The following is a 17,992-nucleotide window of genomic DNA, read 5'->3' on the forward strand; positions in this document are numbered from 1 at the left end:
GGTATAATCTCTTCTTCAAGGTGATTTAAAAAGGACTCAAGCAATGATTGCTAAAACCGTACTTAATGCGATTCATCATGAATCTGGCGCTAAAATGGTTGATTTTCATGGATGGGAAATGCCTCTACATTATGGCTCTCAGCTTAATGAACATCACTTGGTTCGTCGTGATGCCGGCATGTTTGATGTCTCACATATGACCATCGTCGATATACTTGGCGCGGGTGGCCGGCAATTTCTGCGCAAACTACTAACCAATGACGTAGACCAATTAGAGCATAATGGCAAAGCCCTCTATAGCTGCATGTGTAATGAACATGGCGGTATTATTGACGATTTGATTGTCTACCAACGCGCTTCTGATAACTACCGTATCATTCTTAACTCGGCAACTCGCGAAACAGACTTAGTCTGGATTCACCAGATGAGTGAAGGCTTTGCCGTGGGTTTACAAGAACGGACTGAATTAGCCATGATTGCCGTGCAAGGCCCTAATGCGATTAGCAAAACCCTTGCAGTATTGAATCCGGCTCAGATAGACGCCGTTTCCACATTAACTAATTTTGAATGCGTTGATGTGGAACAATGGTTTTTTGCCCGCACCGGCTACACGGGTGAAGAAGGTTTTGAAATTATTGTCCCGCAAGAACAGGCAGTGCAATTATGGACTGATTTAAAAAATGCGGGGGTACATCCTTGTGGCTTAGCAGCCAGAGACACCTTAAGACTTGAAGCCGGAATGCTACTTTACGGCCAGGATATGGATACCAGCACCAGCCCCCTCGAATCAGGATTAGCGTGGACGATTAAATGGGAACCGACAGACCGTAATTTCATCGGTATGGGGGCCTTATTCTCACAAAAACAGCAGGGGCTTAAACACAAGCTAGTGGGATTAACCTTGATGGATAAAGGCATTATGCGTAATGGCCAGCGCGTTGTCGTTGCCGGCTATGCCGATGGCGTCATTACCAGCGGCAGTTATTCCCCGACTTTAGAACAATCAATCGCCTTAGCACGTGTTCCGCTAGAAACTGGTGCTGAAGTTCTGGTTGCTATTCGCGATAAATTAGTTCCGGCTAAAGTTGGGAAACCACGCTTTGTGAAGCATGGCCAAGCAATCTAACCCTATCATCATCGCTTCTAGCACAGGGGCAAACATTTTAAACTAGTGGCAAATACAATTAAGGATAAATACAATGAATGACTTAAAATTCACCTCAACCCATGAATGGCTAAGAGAAGATATGGATGAAGTTACCATCGGCATTACCGATCATGCACAACAATTGTTAGGCGATATGGTCTTTGTTGAATTGCCTGTAGTAGGTGATGAAGTTAATGCGGGTGATGAATTAGGGGTGGTTGAGTCAGTAAAGGCGGCTTCTGATTTTTATGCGCCAATTAGTGGGGTAGTTACCGCAATCAATGAAGCGGTGGTGGCAAATCCAGCTATAGTTAATACAGACCCTTATATTGCCGGCTGGTTAGTCAAAGTAAAACCTAGCGATCTTAGTGAAATCAAGAGTTTATTAACTGCTGAACAATATCAAGATGAGACTGCCGAGGAGCACTAATCATGCCTTATATCCCCCACACCACTAAAGATACCAAAGACATGCTCCAAACCATTGGTGTTACGCAGACTCAGGCTTTATTTGATGAAATTCCCGCATCCTTACAATATGCTGGTTTTCAAGAGATTCCCGCCGGCATCAATGAAATGGATATGTTAAAAGAAGCACAAAATTTCGCCAACAAAAACCGTAATGGGATCTGCTTTTTGGGCGCAGGATGCTATGAACATCATATTCCTGCCGCAGTGTGGGATATCGCCGCACGCGGTGAATTTTTAACTGCTTATACACCTTATCAAGCCGAAGCCAGTCAAGGTACACTGCAATTGTTGTATGAGTTTCAAACCATGATCTGTGAGTTAACCGGCATGGATGTCGCCAATGCCTCCATGTATGATGGCGCTACAGCGTTGGCTGAAGCGGCGTTAATGGCCGTGAGAGTAAACAAACACAGCAAGACAAATCGTATTTTGATTGCAGGTACCATTCATCCATTTTATCTGGAAACAATTAATACTATTCTCAGTAACCAGCATATTGAAGTGATTTCCTTGCCTTTTGATGAACAACAAGGCATTACGGCATTGTCTGCTTTAGAAGTTTATACAGGTGAAGACATTACCGCGCTCTTAATTGCCCAACCCAACTTCTTTGGTTGTTTGGAACGTGTCGACCAACTCAGTGATTGGGCTGCCAAAAATAAGACCATTAGCGTTGCCTGCGTCAATCCCATTTCCTTAGCCTTATTAAAACCACCTGGATTATGGGGTGAGCATGGGGTTGACATCGTCTGTGGTGAAGGCCAACCTTTAGGTTCACCAATGGCTTCTGGAGGCCCATATTTTGGCTTCTTAAGTACTCGCATGGCGCATGTACGGCAAATGCCTGGACGCATCATCGGTTGTACGGTAGATAAAGAAGGAAAACGCGGCTTTACCTTAACCTTGCAAGCACGTGAACAACACATACGTCGTGCCAAAGCAACGTCAAATATTTGTACCAACCAGGGGTTACTAGTCACCGCAGCAGCTATTCATATGAGCCTCTTAGGTGCCGAAGGATTACGCCAGGTTGCCAGTCAATGCCACCAAAATACCCATGAGTTAGTGGAGAAGTTAAGCCAAATTGATGGTGTAGAGCAAGTGTTTGCCGCCCCTTATTTTCATGAGGCGCTGCTCAAACTCAATAAGCCTGTCGCTGAAGTATTAAAGCAATTAGCCCAGGCGGGTATTACTGGTGGTTACACCCCGCAGTTCCACTTCCCTCAACTAGAAAATACGCTGCTAATTTGCGCTACAGAAATGCGTACTGAAGAAGAGATGACACAGTATGCAAAAACATTGAAATCCATCATGGGTCAGCGAGGTACCTAATGTTTATCATCAAATTAACCTATTTAGTAGCCGCTGCTGAAGTAGATAAATACCTCAGTGCGCATCGCGAGTTTCTTGATTACTATTACAAACAAGATCTATTGCTTGCTTCTGGACCAATGAAACCACGTACTGGTGGCATTATCATTGCAACGACCAATGACCGAGACTATTTAGAATCTGTTTTTAAACAGGATCCTTACTATTTAGCCGAGATCGCAGACTATGAATTCATTGAATTTATTCCCATAAAGCATTGCGATGAACTCAAAGAACTTATTCAAAAAATGGAAGGCAAATTATGTTGATTTTTGAATTATCCCAAGAGAACCGTCGAGCAAGCGCACAAGCGCCTAAAATTACCAACAGCAGTTATGCCATTCCCAAGGAGCTGCAACGCAAAACACCACCGCGCCTGCCGGCCTGCTCTGAATTGCAAGTGGTACGCCATTTTACCCGCCTCTCACATAAGAATTTTGCCATTGACAGCAATTTTTACCCCTTAGGCTCGTGTACCATGAAATACAACCCACGTGGCGTTCATAAAGCGGCCTCCATACCCAACTTTCTTAACCGCCATCCTTTAACTGTAGAGCACGATAGCCAAGGTTTTTTAGAGGTACTCTATCGCTTACAAGAACACATTACCGAAATCACCGGTATGGCCGGAGTGTCTTTAACACCAATGGCCGGCTCACAAGGTGAATTTGCTGGGGTAGCGATGATCAAGGCCTATCATCAATCGCGTGGCGATACCACGCGTGATGAAATGTTAATTCCTGATGCCGCGCACGGCACGAACCCTGCTTCCGCAATCATGTGTGGTTTTAAAATTGTGGAAATTGCTACAGGGGCCGATGGGGACATTGATCTGGAAGAATTAAAAAACAAATTAGGCCCGAAAACCGCTGGTATTATGCTCACTAACCCATCGACATTAGGCTTATTTATGCGGCAAATTAAAGAAATTGCCGCACTGGTGCATCAAGCCGGCGGATTGTTGTATTACGATGGTGCCAACCTTAATGCCATTCTCGGTAAAGTACGACCTGGCGACATGGGCTTTGATGTCATGCATTTAAATTTACATAAAACTTTTGCCACGCCACATGGTGGTGGTGGTCCTGGTGCAGGCCCTGTAGCGGTTGGCAAACGCTTGCTACCCTTTATGCCGCTGCCGATAGTGAAAAAAACCGCTTCCAGCTATCAATGGGCAAGCCGTTACGATTACCCACAGAGCATTGGCCGTTTGTCTTGCTTTATGGGTAATGCCGGCATTTTATTACGTGCTTATTTTTACATGCGTGTACTTGGCAAAGAAGGTCTGCTGCGCGTTTCCGAATACGCCACCTTAAATGCCAATTACCTGCTCAAAGAACTCAAAAATGTAGGTTTCACGGCAGCGTATCCAAGTCGCCGGGCATCCCATGAGTTTATTCTGACGTTAAGCCCTGAAAAGAAAACCTATGGCATTACGGCCATGGATTTGGCGAAACGCCTGTTAGATTATCGCATTCATGCCCCCACAACCTACTTCCCCTTGCTCGTTCCAGAGTGTTTGCTTATTGAACCCACCGAAACAGAAAGCAAAGAAGAACTAGATAACTTTGTGCAGGTAATGAAAACGATTCGGCAGGAAGCAGCAACTAATCCTGAATTGCTCAAAGAAGCACCATATACCTTACCAGTACGACGCTTGGATGATGTTAAAGCCGCAAGAGAATTAGACTTGAATTATTTTGCACAATAAGAATAAAAGGAAAGAACGTTTCAATATGCCCTCTCCAGTGCACTGGAGAGGGAAATGATACGTAATAATTGTCGCCAATTTCGTGAATCCACAGTTTCCCTGAATAGCAATAAGCAGCTATTTACGCTATTATTTCTACCTTTTTAATTAAACCTATTTTAGTTGAATTATGCACACCGCAATCGTTATTCCTGCACGTTATGCCTCAACCCGTTTACCTGGAAAGCCGTTAGTAATGATTTGCGGTCAAACCATGCTGCAGCGCGTAGTGCGTTTATCTTTTGCCGCAGCTGCGAAATTAAATAATGTCTCCATAGTCGTCGCTACTGATGATGAACGCATTAGGCAACATTGCCAAACAATTGGGGTCAACGCGGTCATGACTTCTAAAGAAGCCCTTACGGGTACTGATCGTGTTGCCGAAGCCGTACGACAAATGCCGATACAGCCCGATTTTATTTTAAACATGCAAGGCGATGCACCACTAACACCGCCTGATTTCTTGCGGGCAATGATTACTGCTTTTGCCGCCTCCCCTTGCGATGCGGTAACACCGGTAACGCAATTAAGCTGGAAACAATTAGATGAGTTACGACAAAGTAAACAAATCACCCCCTTTAGCGGTACTACAGCGGTGTTTGATGCAAAAACGGGGAATGCATTTTGGTTCAGTAAAAATATAATCCCCGCCTTACGTAAAGAAGATGAATTACGACAACGAAGTGAGAACAGTCCCATCTTTCGTCATATCGGCCTCTACGGATATTCATTAGAGCTTTTAGAAAAATTCATCACCTTGCCTGAAAGTAAATTTGAGCAATTAGAAGGATTAGAACAATTGCGCATCCTGGAAAACGGCTACATTATTCGTTGCGTTCCGGTTGATTACAATGGACGAGCAAGCATGTCCGGTGTTGATAGCCCACAAGATGTCACACGTGCCGAAGCATTAATTGCCCAATATGGTGAATTAGTCCCCCCATCCACAGAGGCGATATAAGTTATGACCCTACGTTTACTGATTGCCCGCCACGGCAATACCTTTGCTCCTGGTGACATAGTGCGGCGAGTTGGGATAACCGACTTACCATTAGTCGCGAGCGGCTTAGAACAAGGCCGCTTACTTGGCGCGTACCTAAAACAAAATAATCTTCTCCCTGATATCCTTTTTACCTCACAATTACAACGTGCAATACAAACCGCCGAGCAAGCGCAACAGGTAATGGGTACTCATTTAGCAATTGAAACTTTGTCCATCTTTAATGAAATTGACTATGGACCTGATGAAAATCAACCGGAAACAGAGGTGATTGCTCGCATTGGCAAAAAAGCACTGAACGCCTGGGAGACACAAGCCTTAGTTCCTGACGGTTGGAAGGTTAATCCGGCTGAAATTATTAATAACTGGCGCAGCTTTGCTGAACGGCTGCGCCAGCAGTACATGGGTAAAACCTGCCTGGTCGTAACGAGTAATGGCATCGCACGCTTTGCCCCCCATCTTACTGATGATTTTGCCGCCTTTAGTGCGCAGTACGAAATTAAGATTGCGACTGGTGCGGTCTGTATCTTTGCCAATGAAGCCTCTACGCCAGCATGGGACTGTCTTGCCTGGAACATGAAACCAGCAAAACCCGCGCCATAGTTAATGCACTTGTAGGATCTTAGATAAATGAATAGCACGGTATTTAAGAGAACGATGAGCTTGCTCTATATGATGACGCCGGCCTCTGTGCTTTATGCAAATTGTACTGGGATAATCGATATTTCCAATAGCCCCAGTCATAGTGACAGTCCTTGCAGCGTCCCGTTTAAAAAAGTCGTTGTCGAATTAAGTTACAGCCAACAACAACTCATGCAACATGCCGGCACCCAGCAAAGTTTCCCCTATGCAGAACTGCGTATTGGTTTACCCCGTAGCAATGAATTTTTTGTCCTGTTACCCAATTATATTCAGCAATCAATAGCCCCGACATCAGGCTCTACAGCAACCTCTGCAGGCCTCAAGCATACCATTAGCTATAATGATCAATGGATCTTTGCGGTAGAAAGTATAGCCAATACCGCCAGTGGCAGCTATAGCTACGGCGCTCAGCATTGGGGGACTACCATTACTGGCATTGCGAGTTACACCATTAATCCTCAATTTAATATCAGTGCCATGCTCGGACTAAGTAGAACAAGTGAAGCAGCAATACTAGGAGGACGCTACTTCAACAGCATTAATCCGGATCTAATCATCACTTATACACCTAATGCTAAGATAGCAGTTTATGGCGAAGTCTATGGACAAAGTAACATTGATGCGACAACGGGTGCGGGCTTTAATTTTGATGCAGGGCTGCAACTTCTCATGTCCCCCAATACCTTATTCAATCTAAGTGCCGGGCAACAACTGTATAATTACTTAGGCGATTTTACGCATTATATTAATATAGGGGTTACGGTAATGTTGTAAATAATAACTGAATCTGAATCCTGCGGATATGAGCCGCAGGACAGCAGAATAAAATGAGGTGACCTATAAGAAATTAGCCTACGTGAGCTAAAAGACGGTCATTTACATGGATGGATTTTTTAACAATTTCATCCATATCTGAATTAGGTTCGCAAGATTGATAAGCGGCTTTTATAGGTGAGAGATCTACCGTTGCATTCTCGACATCATTTTGCAAATAACCATCCAAATTTCTAAAGGTAAGGTACTTGTCCGTAGCAAACTCTTCACATTGAGCTAAAGTTTCATCTTGGCAAATTGAAAATCGCGTTAAATGCTCCACATGGAATGGTTCATGGCTTCTTGAAAAGAAATATTCTAAATCATAAACGGTACTGTCAGCTCCAGCACAAAAATAATACCCGGATTGAAATTTATTATTCTCAAACACATCACCACGAATAAATCGACCTTCTCCTGGTTTCAGTCCGGCCAAGGTCACGGTATGATTCGCAAATTCTTTGGGATCAATATCCCCAGCAACAGCAACACTCGACAAAATTAAGCTCAGCATTAATAAGGCTACTTTTTTCATTCGTTCCTGACTCCTAAATATGAAATTCCTAAGAAGTAATAAAGGATTAAATTACCTCCACTCACTACAAATTGGCAATAAAAAATCTTTTTTCAATAAATTCAGTCCGGCATTATACCTTATTTTGTACAAATAAAGTGTAGAAATTTACAAATTTATTACCATTTTGACTGAAAATTCTCTAAATAGCGAGTGTTTTACTATAGAGTTCGTATTGGATTGCTTTTAATAAATGAATCTTCGCTCTCAGCACGCAATAATAAATTTCACTTAAGGTAAATTGGCAAATAAGTGGATTTGCAGATTAAAAATAAATCCATGTTTCATACAGTACTCGGCGGCATATTCATGATTGCGTTGATTCTTTTGCAGATCTAAAAGCTCAGGCTCCCAAAAGCTAATCACTTCATTAATTTCAGAGCGTTCAGCCATAGTCAGATCGCGACCCTCATTGCGAATCATTTTGACACGTTGCGGTTCTTGCTGGTAACAATTCATGGGGCTGATAAAAACTTGTTTGTTGGTTTGTGCTGCCCATTGATGCGCCCAAACGGGTATTTCGCTGTAAGGCAAATAGGGCTCTACTTCAGGAGCAGACATAACAAATTTCAAATAATCAGCACGCGCTAACATTTTTACATTGGGTTCAAGATAACGTACGGCAGCACCATTTTTTTCCAGGCATTTAGGGCTTACCACCAGGGTAGTGCTCGGCGGTAAATCAGACAATACAGACGTGCCATTTGATTCGATTTGCGTGTATTGAAAATAACGCTGAGCTTCGGCTAAAAATGCCGATACATTATTTTGCAGCGACGGTTCGCCACCGGTAATCACCAAAACTATTTTTTTAGCAACACCTTGTCCCCAAGCAGGGATGGGCAAATTGCGTTGTTTAAAAAATTCGGCAATAACCACATCAGCCTCTACCAGCAAAGAAGAAAAACTACGCCATTCACCGCTGTCAAAATAAGTGTCACAAAAAGAACAAGCCAAATTGCATTTAGCCAAGCGGATAAAATACGCAGGATGACCACGATAAGGTCCTTCCCCTTGTAGGGTAAAAAAACGACTGGTGACTAAAAGCTCATCGTGCTTTGCCTGTTTAAAAAAAGCTTTGCCTACTATTTTATTAACACCAAACATCGAAAACCTTGGTATGTTGTACGTTACATGCGTAAATTGCTACAAATTGTAGCACACATTTTCCTGGCACCGACTCCTTCGCGCATTGTTTTTTCTGTTCCGAGTGCCGCATTGCAACAAAAGCATCCTACCATCCTTCAAATAAGACCATTGCCATTTTTATTAACCACTGATGCATAAACCGCCCATCATACCCATTAAATTACACGAGATCGCGCTCTACGTAAAAATGAAGAAATACAGCGCCAACCACGCGGATTATCGCCACCGGAACCGATTTATTGCTCAACTAGTTATCATAATGATAACTAGTTGATAACTAGTTGATTTCAATTTAAAAAATACTTTGCGATCCCCAAAAAATGCGCTATAACTCTTTTATCTGGTTCAGGGATTGATAGATCAGTGTGAGGGCAGCATTTGATTTGCGTAGTGCTGGATAGTGTTTTTTCACGGAGTGAGAAAATGAACAGTAAAGTATTTTCGCAGCGCTTCAACCGCGAATTAGCTACATTAGGTTTTCCTGAAGAATTAACCGAAAAAATCAAAGCAGTATCCAAAGTATTCGATGTATCTCGCCATTTGGCGAATTCATTTATTTTTGGTCATATCCTTCCAGGACATGAACAATTGGATAAAATCGCTGCGATTTTGGAAGTTTGCCCACAGTGGTTAAGTGGCGCTACGGATAAAAAGAAAGCCTATTCTAGTCGCGAAACGGTTGATAGCGAGTCATAGAAATGTGACTGTGAAGTTGGGTGTGAAGCCCAACTTTCGCCCTAAGACAAGTGATGCTCTACTCCTTAATAAAATTAACCATCGTAACTAAATTTGAGATAAGTACCCAATTTATTGTATAATTAACTTAATATGCAGCGTCTGCACCGCCAAAGTCAGCGCAGCTGTGTTTGCATTATTGTTCATCAAGGCAGGCACTTTTATCTTTACCGTAGGTTACAACTATCATGGAATGCTTAAGCTTTTGTATTGCTAAATCAATTGATTTATCACGTATCGACAATCATTTTAAAAATATTTCTACCGAATTTAGCTCATTGAAAACCCGAGATGTTATTAAACTCACCCCCAATAGTAATCAAGATCATACTATCTATATATTTAAAAATGGGACGGTAGTCTCATGGGGAATCAAACGTTACCAAATCAATGATTACCTAAACACAATAAAACAACTTATTGACAAACCAGTGCCGATTTTGGTGCATGATGAATTCCACTTTCAACCCGGTGATAAAACCACGATAGAACCCCATGATTATTTTGATGTGGATTGTTTAACTATAGAAGATGACAGTGATGAGCTCAAACTTAGTTTATCTTATGGCTTTTCACAATCCGTAAAATTGCAATATTTTGAAACCATCATTGATGGGCTGATTGAAAAATATAATCCAATGATCCAAACCCTGTCTCATCGTGGTGAAATGGAAATTAGCCGTACGCAAATCCAACAGATTATCGGGGAAATCCTGGGCGCAAAAAGTGAAATGAATTTGATCAGTAATTTCCTCTATCACCCCAAATATTTTTGGCAGCATCCTACGCTTGAACAGCATTTTGCAATGCTGGAGCGTTATTTGCATATTCAACGACGCGTTAATGCAATAAATCATCGCCTAGATACGCTAAATGAAATTTTTGAAATGTTCAATGGCTACCTGGACAATCGACACGGCCATAATCTGGAAATCATCATTATTGTATTGATTATCCTGGAAATTATCGTTGCAGTTTTAAATCTGCATTTTTAGTGTACTCGCTTGCATTAAAATGCAAGCCATGTGCTATTCTTAAAAAAAATACATAACTCTTATTAAGTCCATTATGCTTCGCACAATAAACCAATTAAATGACCAGCAACTTAAAGAATTAGAACAATTAAAAACGATTAGCAAAAAAGCAGATGGCAGCATTCCCAATTTATACATGCATCTGTTAACGCAACCCAGAGCATTGCCAACGATTGTTCTATATTATGAACAAGAGAAATTAATTGCTTTTTTAAGTGTTTATTTCTTTTATGATGATGCAGTAGAGGTAGCCATATTAGTACACCCAGAGGCACGCCATAAAGGTATTGCCAAACAATTGCTACGCAACATTATCCCTTTAATTGTTGAGCATAATTTTTTCAAATTAATTTTTTCAAGCCCGGCACATCTCAATGATCGCTGGCTACCCACACTTGGTTGTTCATACCGACACAGTGAATATTATATGGAGCGGCATAATTTAAATCCCTTGCTCGATCATAGAAAACAACTTACTTTTCGCATGGCAACCATTGAAGACATCCCCCAACTGTGTTTATTAGACGAAGCGTGCTTTCACAAAACGCATGCCGAACTTGAACCACGCTTTCAACACATACTCAGTGAGCGCAACTACCAGATTGTACTTGCCTTTGAAAAAAATCAGCTCGTAGGTAAAGCGCATCTACGTTGGCAAAAACATGGAGCAACGCTTTCTGATATTGCTGTTTTTCCGGAAAAACAAGGACATGGTTTAGGAACTGCATTGATAACCCATTGCATCAACTATGCATTAAGCGAAGGCAAACCAGAGCTTAATCTTGATGTAGAAACACATAATCAAAAGGCACTAGCACTATACACTCGTCTAGGTTTTTTGACCCAAAATGCCTGCGATTATTGGTCGATTGAAGTAAACCAATTACAAAAATGGCTATAAAATTAAATTAATACCATGCGCTAATCTAAGGAATATTTACACGCCAATAATAGAACTTGACAGAGTTTCAACCACCCATTTAGTATTAGCCTGAAAAAAACGCATCAATAAAAAGGACTATGAATGAAAAAAAGGGTGGTGATAACCGGTATGGAAATAACTTCTTCCATAGGGACAGGATTGGATAAGTTCTGGGGTGCCGCAAGCCAAGGCCAATGTGGCATAAAGCGCATACAAAGCTATGATCCCTCGCCCTACCCAACCCAAATCGGCGGTGAAATTACCGACCTCTGCTTAGACCATCTCCCTCAATTTAATAAAAGCAAGCGCTACCCACGCGCAGCGCAGTACGCGCTTTATTGTGCGCACCATGCCATCCAGCAATCAGGGCTTACCGCCACCGAGTTACTGCCGGCAGGAACTTATATCGGCACCAGTATGGGCGGCTATTCTGAATCAGAAAGTGTCTATAAAGTCATGTATTCTGACGGTTGGAAAAAAGTGCCCCCTCTTAGTGTCATTAGAACAATGCCCAATTCGATTGCGAATCATATTGCGATTGAATTTGGCATTGGTGGACCTAATTCAACTTTATCTAATGCATGTATTTCCTCGGCTGAAGCGATAGGAACCGCCTATCAACAAATTTCACAAGGTAGATTAGCTACGGCTCTTTGTGGCGGAACGGACTCCTTTATCTGGGAATCCGTAATGTCTACCTGGTGTAAACTAAAAGTGCTGTCCACCAATAATGAGAATCCCGCCCAAGCCTGCCGCCCATTTGATCTGCATCGCGACGGCATGATTATTGCTGATGGTGCGGGCATTTTGATTCTGGAAGAATTACAGCAAGCCAAAGCACGTGGGGCGACCATTTATGCCGAAATCATTGGCTTTGGTGCCAGCTGTGATGCCTTTCATGTAACCGCACCGAGTACCCAAGGGCAAACACGCGCCATTTTTTCAGCCTTGGATGATGCTAAATTATCAGTCAATGACATCCATTACATCAATGCTCATGGTACGGGAACACAATTAAACGACAGCACAGAAACAGCAACCATTAAATCCGTTTTTGGCACAAGAGCCTATGACATTCCAATCAGCGCGCAAAAAGCCATGACTGGCCATGCCATAGGTGCGGCAGGTGCAATGGAAATCATTGCCACCGCCCTCAGTCTACGTCATGATTTATTATTACCAACAATCAACTTAGAGACCCCCGATCCATCCTGTGATCTGGATTATGTAGCCAATACCGCACGTCATAAGGCGATTGATATTGCCTTATCCAATCACTTTGCCTTTGGTGGTGCGAATGCTGCTTTAGTATTAAGCAAATATATAAAATAAAAATATGAAAATCTGTCATTCGCACGAGATGCATAAGCGTCAGCTTAAAGAGATTAACCTTGTCTATCCTCGCTCCATTCGAACTAAGGAAGCACTTATAGGCTTTTTTCCTTAACTTGACGCCTGCGGGGAGAAACAACAGGCTCTGAGGCAAAATCCTCAATGGCAGTAATCACTAGATCGGCTCTCCTGCTGGCAGCAAATTTTGTAATGTCATCCGCGCGCGATAACCGCCAATGAATATTCCCTCAAAGCGACATTCATCAACGTTACACTTAGCTAAAAAATGAATGAACTTACTCTACTAAAGATCGATGCATATTTATACTATAATAACAAATTATAGAGAAGTATCCCCCACTACCAAAATAATTTAACGGTGTATAAACTCCAGGAGGGAGTTATTATGAAACAATTTCATAATATCTTATTTGTTAGCAGTGGCTTTCGTGATGAATGTGGCGCACTACAACAAGCAATCCAATTAGCCTATGATAATCAGGCCGCGCTAAAAATACTGATTATATGCCCACCGCTGCCCCGCTCTTTGGAACAATATAAAACATCATATGAAATTTTTTTAAAAGAAAATATCAATAAAACCATTGAAGCAGCAAAAGAAAAATTACCGCTTCAGAAAAGAAAATTAACCATGAAGACAGAACTTGAATGGGAAAGTTCTGTCAGCATCTGCATCATTCAACACGTACTACGCCAATCCCATGATTTAGTAATAAAAGCTGCTGAAGATACAAACTCTGCCGGTTTCAAAGCTCTAGATATGACCTTATTACGCAAATGCCCCTGCCCTCTATTTTTACATCGACCTTTTAAACACAGTCAAGATATTCGCATTGCAGTGGCCATCGATCCCAATGACGAAGACAGCTCCGAACAAGCCTTAACCATGAATCTGTTACAATTAACTCAGAAACTAGCACGCAATTATAACGGACAATTTAGCATTATTTCCTGCTGGGATTTTGTATTGGAGCACTTCCTGCGTACTAGTGCCTGGCGAGAAATACCTCAAGATGAAATCGAAGAAACAATTCAAAATGAAGGGCAGGCTAAATACCTTACTTTGAGTGAATTAATTAAACAAGCAGGCATCCATAACCAACCAACTATTTACCATTTAAAAGGTGAACCATCGGAAATAATTCCCACAATTATTCACGATAAAGAAATTGATATATTGGTGATGGGAACTATCGCTCGCACCGGCATATCCGGTTTTATTATTGGCAATACCGCTGAAGATATTTTACAAAAAGTAGATTGTTCACTTTGGGCGATTAAGCCCCAGGGTTTTATCTCCCCTGTCAAGGCATATTAGATGCTAATATGGCGTAATACTTTAGAAAGGCAATTCAAGTAGTGGATTAACCGCATTAATTAATTTCGCGAATAATGACTGAATATGCTGCATTGCCTGTTGTGTTTTCGCCTCAAAGCGTAAGGTCAAATAAGGCCCAGTATGCGATGGGCGAATTAAACCCCACGCATTAGCAAGATTAACTCTTAAGCCATCAAGATGAATTAATTCTCCATGCAGATACAAGGGAGCTTGCACTAATAATTGCGTCATAAATTCCTCTTTTAACGGCTCGTCAATTGCCATTCTCAATTCAGTAGTACTGAGCGAGCGAGGAAACTGCGCAAAAAAAAAGATGAGGCTCATATAACTGTGCACTGAGCATTTCTATCGCACGCGCAGCAGCATAAATAGCATCATCAGAGTGAATCCAGCGATCGCGAAAATAAAAATGCCCACAAAATTCCCCGCCAATAGCCGCCTGATGCTCAATCATACTAGCCATAATATGCGCTGTACCAGTGGGGGTTATAATAGTGCGACCATGATGTGCCGTAATGTAGTCCTGTAAATGTTGAGTACATTTAAGATCACAAACCACTGCCGAATTCGCTTTTTTCTTAAGCAATGCATCAGCAAAAGCCAAAAGTAAATAATCTGCCGCAATAATATCGCCTTTATTATCAACCATGCCCAGACGATCGCCGTCGCCGTCAAAGGCAACACCTAAGTCAGCCCGTTGCTCACAGACCATTTCCCGTAAATCAGTTAAATTTTCTTCGATGGACGGATCAGGATAACGATTACTAAAGGTTGACTGCACCTCACAATGCAAAGCAATGACATCACAACCTAAGGCAGATAATAATTGCGGCGCCACATGACCAGCCACTGCATGGCCACAATCAACAACAATGCGTAATTTCTTAATCAGCCTCATGCTGTTGATAATCGTTTGAATGTACTTGTTAATAATCTGTTCTGTAGGATATTGAACTAGCTTCGCCCGCTCTTGGTTATCCATTACAAATTGCTTATCAATAATACGTTGATGGATGGCACGTAAACATTGTCCATAATAATGTTTACCACCTAGAGTAATTTTTAAGCCATTATAATCTGCAGGATTATGACTGGCTGTAATCATCAAACCAGACTGACATTGCAAAGCATGCATCGCAAAATATAAAACCGGCGTTGGTAAATAACCCATATCAATAATATGTATCCCACTTAATAACAATCCTTTGATTAATGCTTCGGCAAATACATCACTACTTGCTCGGCTATCGCGACCTAAAAGCAGTGTATGCAAGCCATAGATTTCTTGTAGTTCACTACCAATGGCAACCCCCAAGGTATAGTACGTGTGTTCATTCAAGGCTTCACCGATGCGACTACAAACATCATATTCATTAAATATTGACAAAGGTGGTTTTATTAAGTAGGACTTACTCATAATTTAACTCCAGATAATTCAGCTAAATTGCCATACATACGCTCAAATTTTTTGATAATTTCCTTAATTATGCGCAAACAGCTCTGTAAGCTGACCAATAGTTTCATGTTTCTTTACCTTAATGCGGTACAGTAGATATCCACTAACAAGGCTCCATTCTCGTCAAACTTTAATGATAATTTGCAGGAACTAGCTCCCCAAATAGGATTGATCATTGGATTTTTGGCGCATAAAAAGATAGAGACTGATTTTGCAAAATAAAATTCTGCCTTATCGCTTGAAATACAAATTAGAGTCCAAAATATATTTTTTGCCATCATCGAACTAAGCGGATGCATTCTGAAAAATAAGCAGGAAAAGAGCATTTATCACCCATACTGACCCGTATCTGATCAAATATAGACCATCCACCACCACAAATCTAATTGGCTTTAATTTTTACGGGGAAACGTGTGTGCGATAGAGTCTATTGCCATTTCCTAAATTAAGCTCAAATGGGTTGATTTTTGCGTGCCAAAGTGGTGCATACATCTATGTATATGCACATCGGAGCACAGAAAATAGACTCATTTTAGCCCAGATAGTAGAAGTAACGATAGCCCTATAGTACTAATGTTATAAATATAAGAACACATTAATAGACAGGATGTTCGCAAGAAAATTAGGAACACCGAATCGTCGAATATATTGATTCATGTATCCTACTTCCGTAGTAACAGTGGAATTAATTTTATAACCAAGGCCAATAAAAAAGCGATTTTGGTCGAAACCCTGGCTGTTTTTGCCAACAAAATTGTTTTTATGCCAAAATAATTCATCGCTACTCACCAAACTTAATTGTATATAAGCAGGTAAAGGCAGAGATAGTTTAATTAACTGGCGAGCCCGATAAGCCGTTTTAGGATTATTTTCTAGAAAACGCTGTTCCATGCGCGTGCGACTGGTAAGGGTTAAATAGCGGCTGGTTTTAACCCATAAAAGCTGTTGCCAAATCCTATTTTCCGCAAATGTCCTAATGGCGAGCGGCCGTCCCGTATGAACCCAAGCATAGCCTAACCATAAACTAGTATTTGCAGTCAGTGCATAACCAATGCCTGGACGTAAAAGCGTTTGAGTAAAACGAGTACTATCATCACCAAAACGCTCTTGCCCCTCAAGCCAATACTTTACACGACTTGCGATTTTATCCTGTCGCTGAAAACTCCCTATAGCCGTTACATTAAGCCAAGACTGCATATCATGTTGCGTTGCGCATTCTGCGGTTACTATACAGGCGCTAAAAAACAATAATATCCACCCGAACTTAATCATTGTCAGCAAAATATCCTCTCGGTAATCGTTGCATAAAATCGATTAGGGTCTGTTGCCCCTAAAATAAGTAACTTAAACTAAACAATAATTCATTCGTATACAAGTGTGGCGCACCAGGACCTTGTCCCAAAAGATTACCATCACCACCTAAATAATTTTTACCCCAATCAGCAAATTCATACCCCACTCCTACCTGCCAATTAGGCGTTACCATTTTTTGGATCCCTGCTCCGACCGTATAAGCAAAAGAGACATTGCTATTCGTATTAAAATAAGATGGTGGGTACACTACCGCATCGATTGTTGTCGGAAAATAGTCATGTGAATGGTTAAAACCCACTCCTAAGCTGCCGCTAAGATAAGGTTGCACTATGCGACAACCCGCAGCAATCAGCTTGCCTTTAAATTCTGCGCGTACATGACTTACTTTGTAACTGTATGTATTCACATCAGCAACACCATTAATGTCAATTACACCGGAAAGCTGCGCATCACTTGCTGCCGCAACACCGATGCCCAATTGACCAATGATGCGAGGTGATAGCAGACGTTGCAAACCAAAATAAATTTCCCCACTTCCCACCGCTGTTGCTTTTTTATCGGCAATAAAATGGTTATGCATTGGGGGCGGATAGGGATAAAGATATTGATCCTTCCCAGTTAAAGCCCAGGCAGGCCCGCCGCTAATCGTGATCACCGATTCCCATTCCAGAGGTAAATTAGGATCATAGACCCCTCCATCTCCAGCACAAACATTAAGAGTAAAAAAACACCTCCCCCTATGGCTACTATCCTTCCAAACATACTTATCCCTTTAATTTAAAACGACATTGGCATACAAATCTAAGCCTGATTTTATACTTTTATTCCCTGCTTTGTAAGAGTTTCATGCATCGCGAATCCCCATCCACAACTGAGGTCATACGGTATTCCTTCCACGGCCATTGAACAGTCATGTTCTCCA

At 41.7% G+C, this 17,992-nt stretch carries 19 protein-coding genes; 13 read left to right on the plus strand and 6 right to left on the minus strand.

The features are described from left to right. Positions 1-43 precede the first annotated feature (43 nt). From gcvT to LDG_RS04700, 8 genes are all read left to right on the plus strand, one after another. On the plus strand, positions 44-1,126 hold the full coding sequence (gene gcvT, locus LDG_RS04665) for a glycine cleavage system aminomethyltransferase GcvT (protein WP_006870013.1): 1,083 nt from the start codon (positions 44-46) through the stop codon (positions 1,124-1,126). Positions 1,127-1,199: 73 nt separating this feature from the next. Continuing rightward, complete coding sequence (gene gcvH, locus LDG_RS04670) at positions 1,200-1,577, plus strand: glycine cleavage system protein GcvH (protein WP_006870014.1); 378 nt, start codon at positions 1,200-1,202, stop codon at positions 1,575-1,577. Between the two features lie 2 nt (positions 1,578-1,579). Next, positions 1,580-2,950, plus strand: a complete 1,371-nt coding sequence (gene gcvPA, locus LDG_RS04675) for an aminomethyl-transferring glycine dehydrogenase subunit GcvPA (protein WP_006870015.1) — start codon at positions 1,580-1,582, stop codon at positions 2,948-2,950. Continuing rightward, complete coding sequence (locus LDG_RS04680) at positions 2,950-3,258, plus strand: YciI family protein (RefSeq protein ID WP_006870016.1); 309 nt, start codon at positions 2,950-2,952, stop codon at positions 3,256-3,258. Before gcvPA ends, LDG_RS04680 begins: the two co-directional genes overlap by 1 nt. Beyond that, entirely contained in the window at positions 3,252-4,700 is a 1,449-nt protein-coding gene (gene gcvPB, locus LDG_RS04685; RefSeq protein ID WP_006870017.1) for an aminomethyl-transferring glycine dehydrogenase subunit GcvPB, read from the plus strand. The genes LDG_RS04680 and gcvPB overlap by 7 nt, the downstream gene beginning before the upstream one ends. Before the next feature lie 169 nt (positions 4,701-4,869). Next, entirely contained in the window at positions 4,870-5,700 is an 831-nt protein-coding gene (gene kdsB, locus LDG_RS04690) for a 3-deoxy-manno-octulosonate cytidylyltransferase (protein ID WP_006870018.1), read from the plus strand. A 3-nt stretch (positions 5,701-5,703) separates the two neighbouring features. Continuing rightward, positions 5,704-6,342, plus strand: a complete 639-nt coding sequence (locus LDG_RS04695) for a histidine phosphatase family protein (RefSeq protein ID WP_006870019.1) — start codon at positions 5,704-5,706, stop codon at positions 6,340-6,342. A 27-nt stretch (positions 6,343-6,369) separates the two neighbouring features. After that, positions 6,370-7,155 (plus strand): transporter, encoded by a 786-nt coding sequence (locus LDG_RS04700; protein ID WP_006870020.1) that lies wholly within the window; start codon positions 6,370-6,372, stop codon positions 7,153-7,155. 73 nt (positions 7,156-7,228) lie between these two features. Here the strand turns inward: LDG_RS04700 and LDG_RS04705 are convergent, their stop codons facing one another. Together LDG_RS04705 and LDG_RS04710 are read right to left on the minus strand one after the other, a co-directional pair. After that, positions 7,229-7,729 (minus strand): hypothetical protein, encoded by a 501-nt coding sequence (locus tag LDG_RS04705; RefSeq protein ID WP_006870021.1) that lies wholly within the window; start codon positions 7,727-7,729, stop codon positions 7,229-7,231. 270 nt (positions 7,730-7,999) lie between these two features. Next, positions 8,000-8,875, minus strand: a complete 876-nt coding sequence (locus LDG_RS04710) for a 7-carboxy-7-deazaguanine synthase QueE (protein ID WP_006870022.1) — start codon at positions 8,873-8,875, stop codon at positions 8,000-8,002. Between the two features lie 465 nt (positions 8,876-9,340). Here LDG_RS04710 and LDG_RS04715 point away from each other — a divergent pair, with 465 nt between their 5' ends. From LDG_RS04715 to LDG_RS04735, 5 genes are all read left to right on the plus strand, one after another. Further along, positions 9,341-9,613 (plus strand): hypothetical protein, encoded by a 273-nt coding sequence (locus LDG_RS04715; RefSeq protein WP_006870024.1) that lies wholly within the window; start codon positions 9,341-9,343, stop codon positions 9,611-9,613. A 227-nt stretch (positions 9,614-9,840) separates the two neighbouring features. After that, entirely contained in the window at positions 9,841-10,647 is an 807-nt protein-coding gene (locus tag LDG_RS04720) for an RMD1 family protein (RefSeq protein ID WP_006870025.1), read from the plus strand. Positions 10,648-10,720: 73 nt separating this feature from the next. Then, entirely contained in the window at positions 10,721-11,587 is an 867-nt protein-coding gene (locus LDG_RS04725; protein ID WP_006870027.1) for a GNAT family N-acetyltransferase, read from the plus strand. A gap of 123 nt (positions 11,588-11,710) precedes the next feature. Then, positions 11,711-12,940, plus strand: coding sequence for a beta-ketoacyl-[acyl-carrier-protein] synthase family protein (locus tag LDG_RS04730; RefSeq protein WP_040534494.1), 1,230 nt, complete (start codon positions 11,711-11,713; stop codon positions 12,938-12,940). Between the two features lie 406 nt (positions 12,941-13,346). Next, the gene (locus LDG_RS04735) at positions 13,347-14,279 is read left to right on the plus strand and encodes a universal stress protein (protein ID WP_006870030.1); all 933 of its coding nucleotides are present in this window, start codon (positions 13,347-13,349) and stop codon (positions 14,277-14,279) included. A 21-nt stretch (positions 14,280-14,300) separates the two neighbouring features. Here LDG_RS04735 and LDG_RS18395 read toward each other — a convergent pair whose 3' ends face one another. The 4 genes from LDG_RS18395 to LDG_RS04750 all read right to left on the minus strand — a co-directional run bounded on the left by LDG_RS18395 (position 14,301) and on the right by LDG_RS04750 (position 17,725). Further along, complete coding sequence (locus LDG_RS18395; RefSeq protein WP_158307865.1) at positions 14,301-14,531, minus strand: hypothetical protein; 231 nt, start codon at positions 14,529-14,531, stop codon at positions 14,301-14,303. Positions 14,532-14,571: 40 nt separating this feature from the next. Then, on the minus strand, positions 14,572-15,717 hold the full coding sequence (locus LDG_RS04740; RefSeq protein ID WP_006870032.1) for a phosphomannomutase/phosphoglucomutase: 1,146 nt from the start codon (positions 15,715-15,717) through the stop codon (positions 14,572-14,574). 615 nt (positions 15,718-16,332) lie between these two features. Beyond that, a complete protein-coding gene (locus LDG_RS04745) occupies positions 16,333-17,028 on the minus strand; it encodes a DUF2490 domain-containing protein (RefSeq protein WP_006870034.1) in 696 nt (231 codons plus the stop codon). A 58-nt stretch (positions 17,029-17,086) separates the two neighbouring features. Beyond that, the gene (locus LDG_RS04750; protein ID WP_006870035.1) at positions 17,087-17,725 is read right to left on the minus strand and encodes an outer membrane protein; all 639 of its coding nucleotides are present in this window, start codon (positions 17,723-17,725) and stop codon (positions 17,087-17,089) included. Between the last annotated feature and the right edge of the window lie 267 nt (positions 17,726-17,992).

The organism is Legionella drancourtii LLAP12 (assembly GCF_000162755.2).
GTDB classification, from domain to species: domain Bacteria; phylum Pseudomonadota; class Gammaproteobacteria; order Legionellales; family Legionellaceae; genus Legionella; species Legionella drancourtii.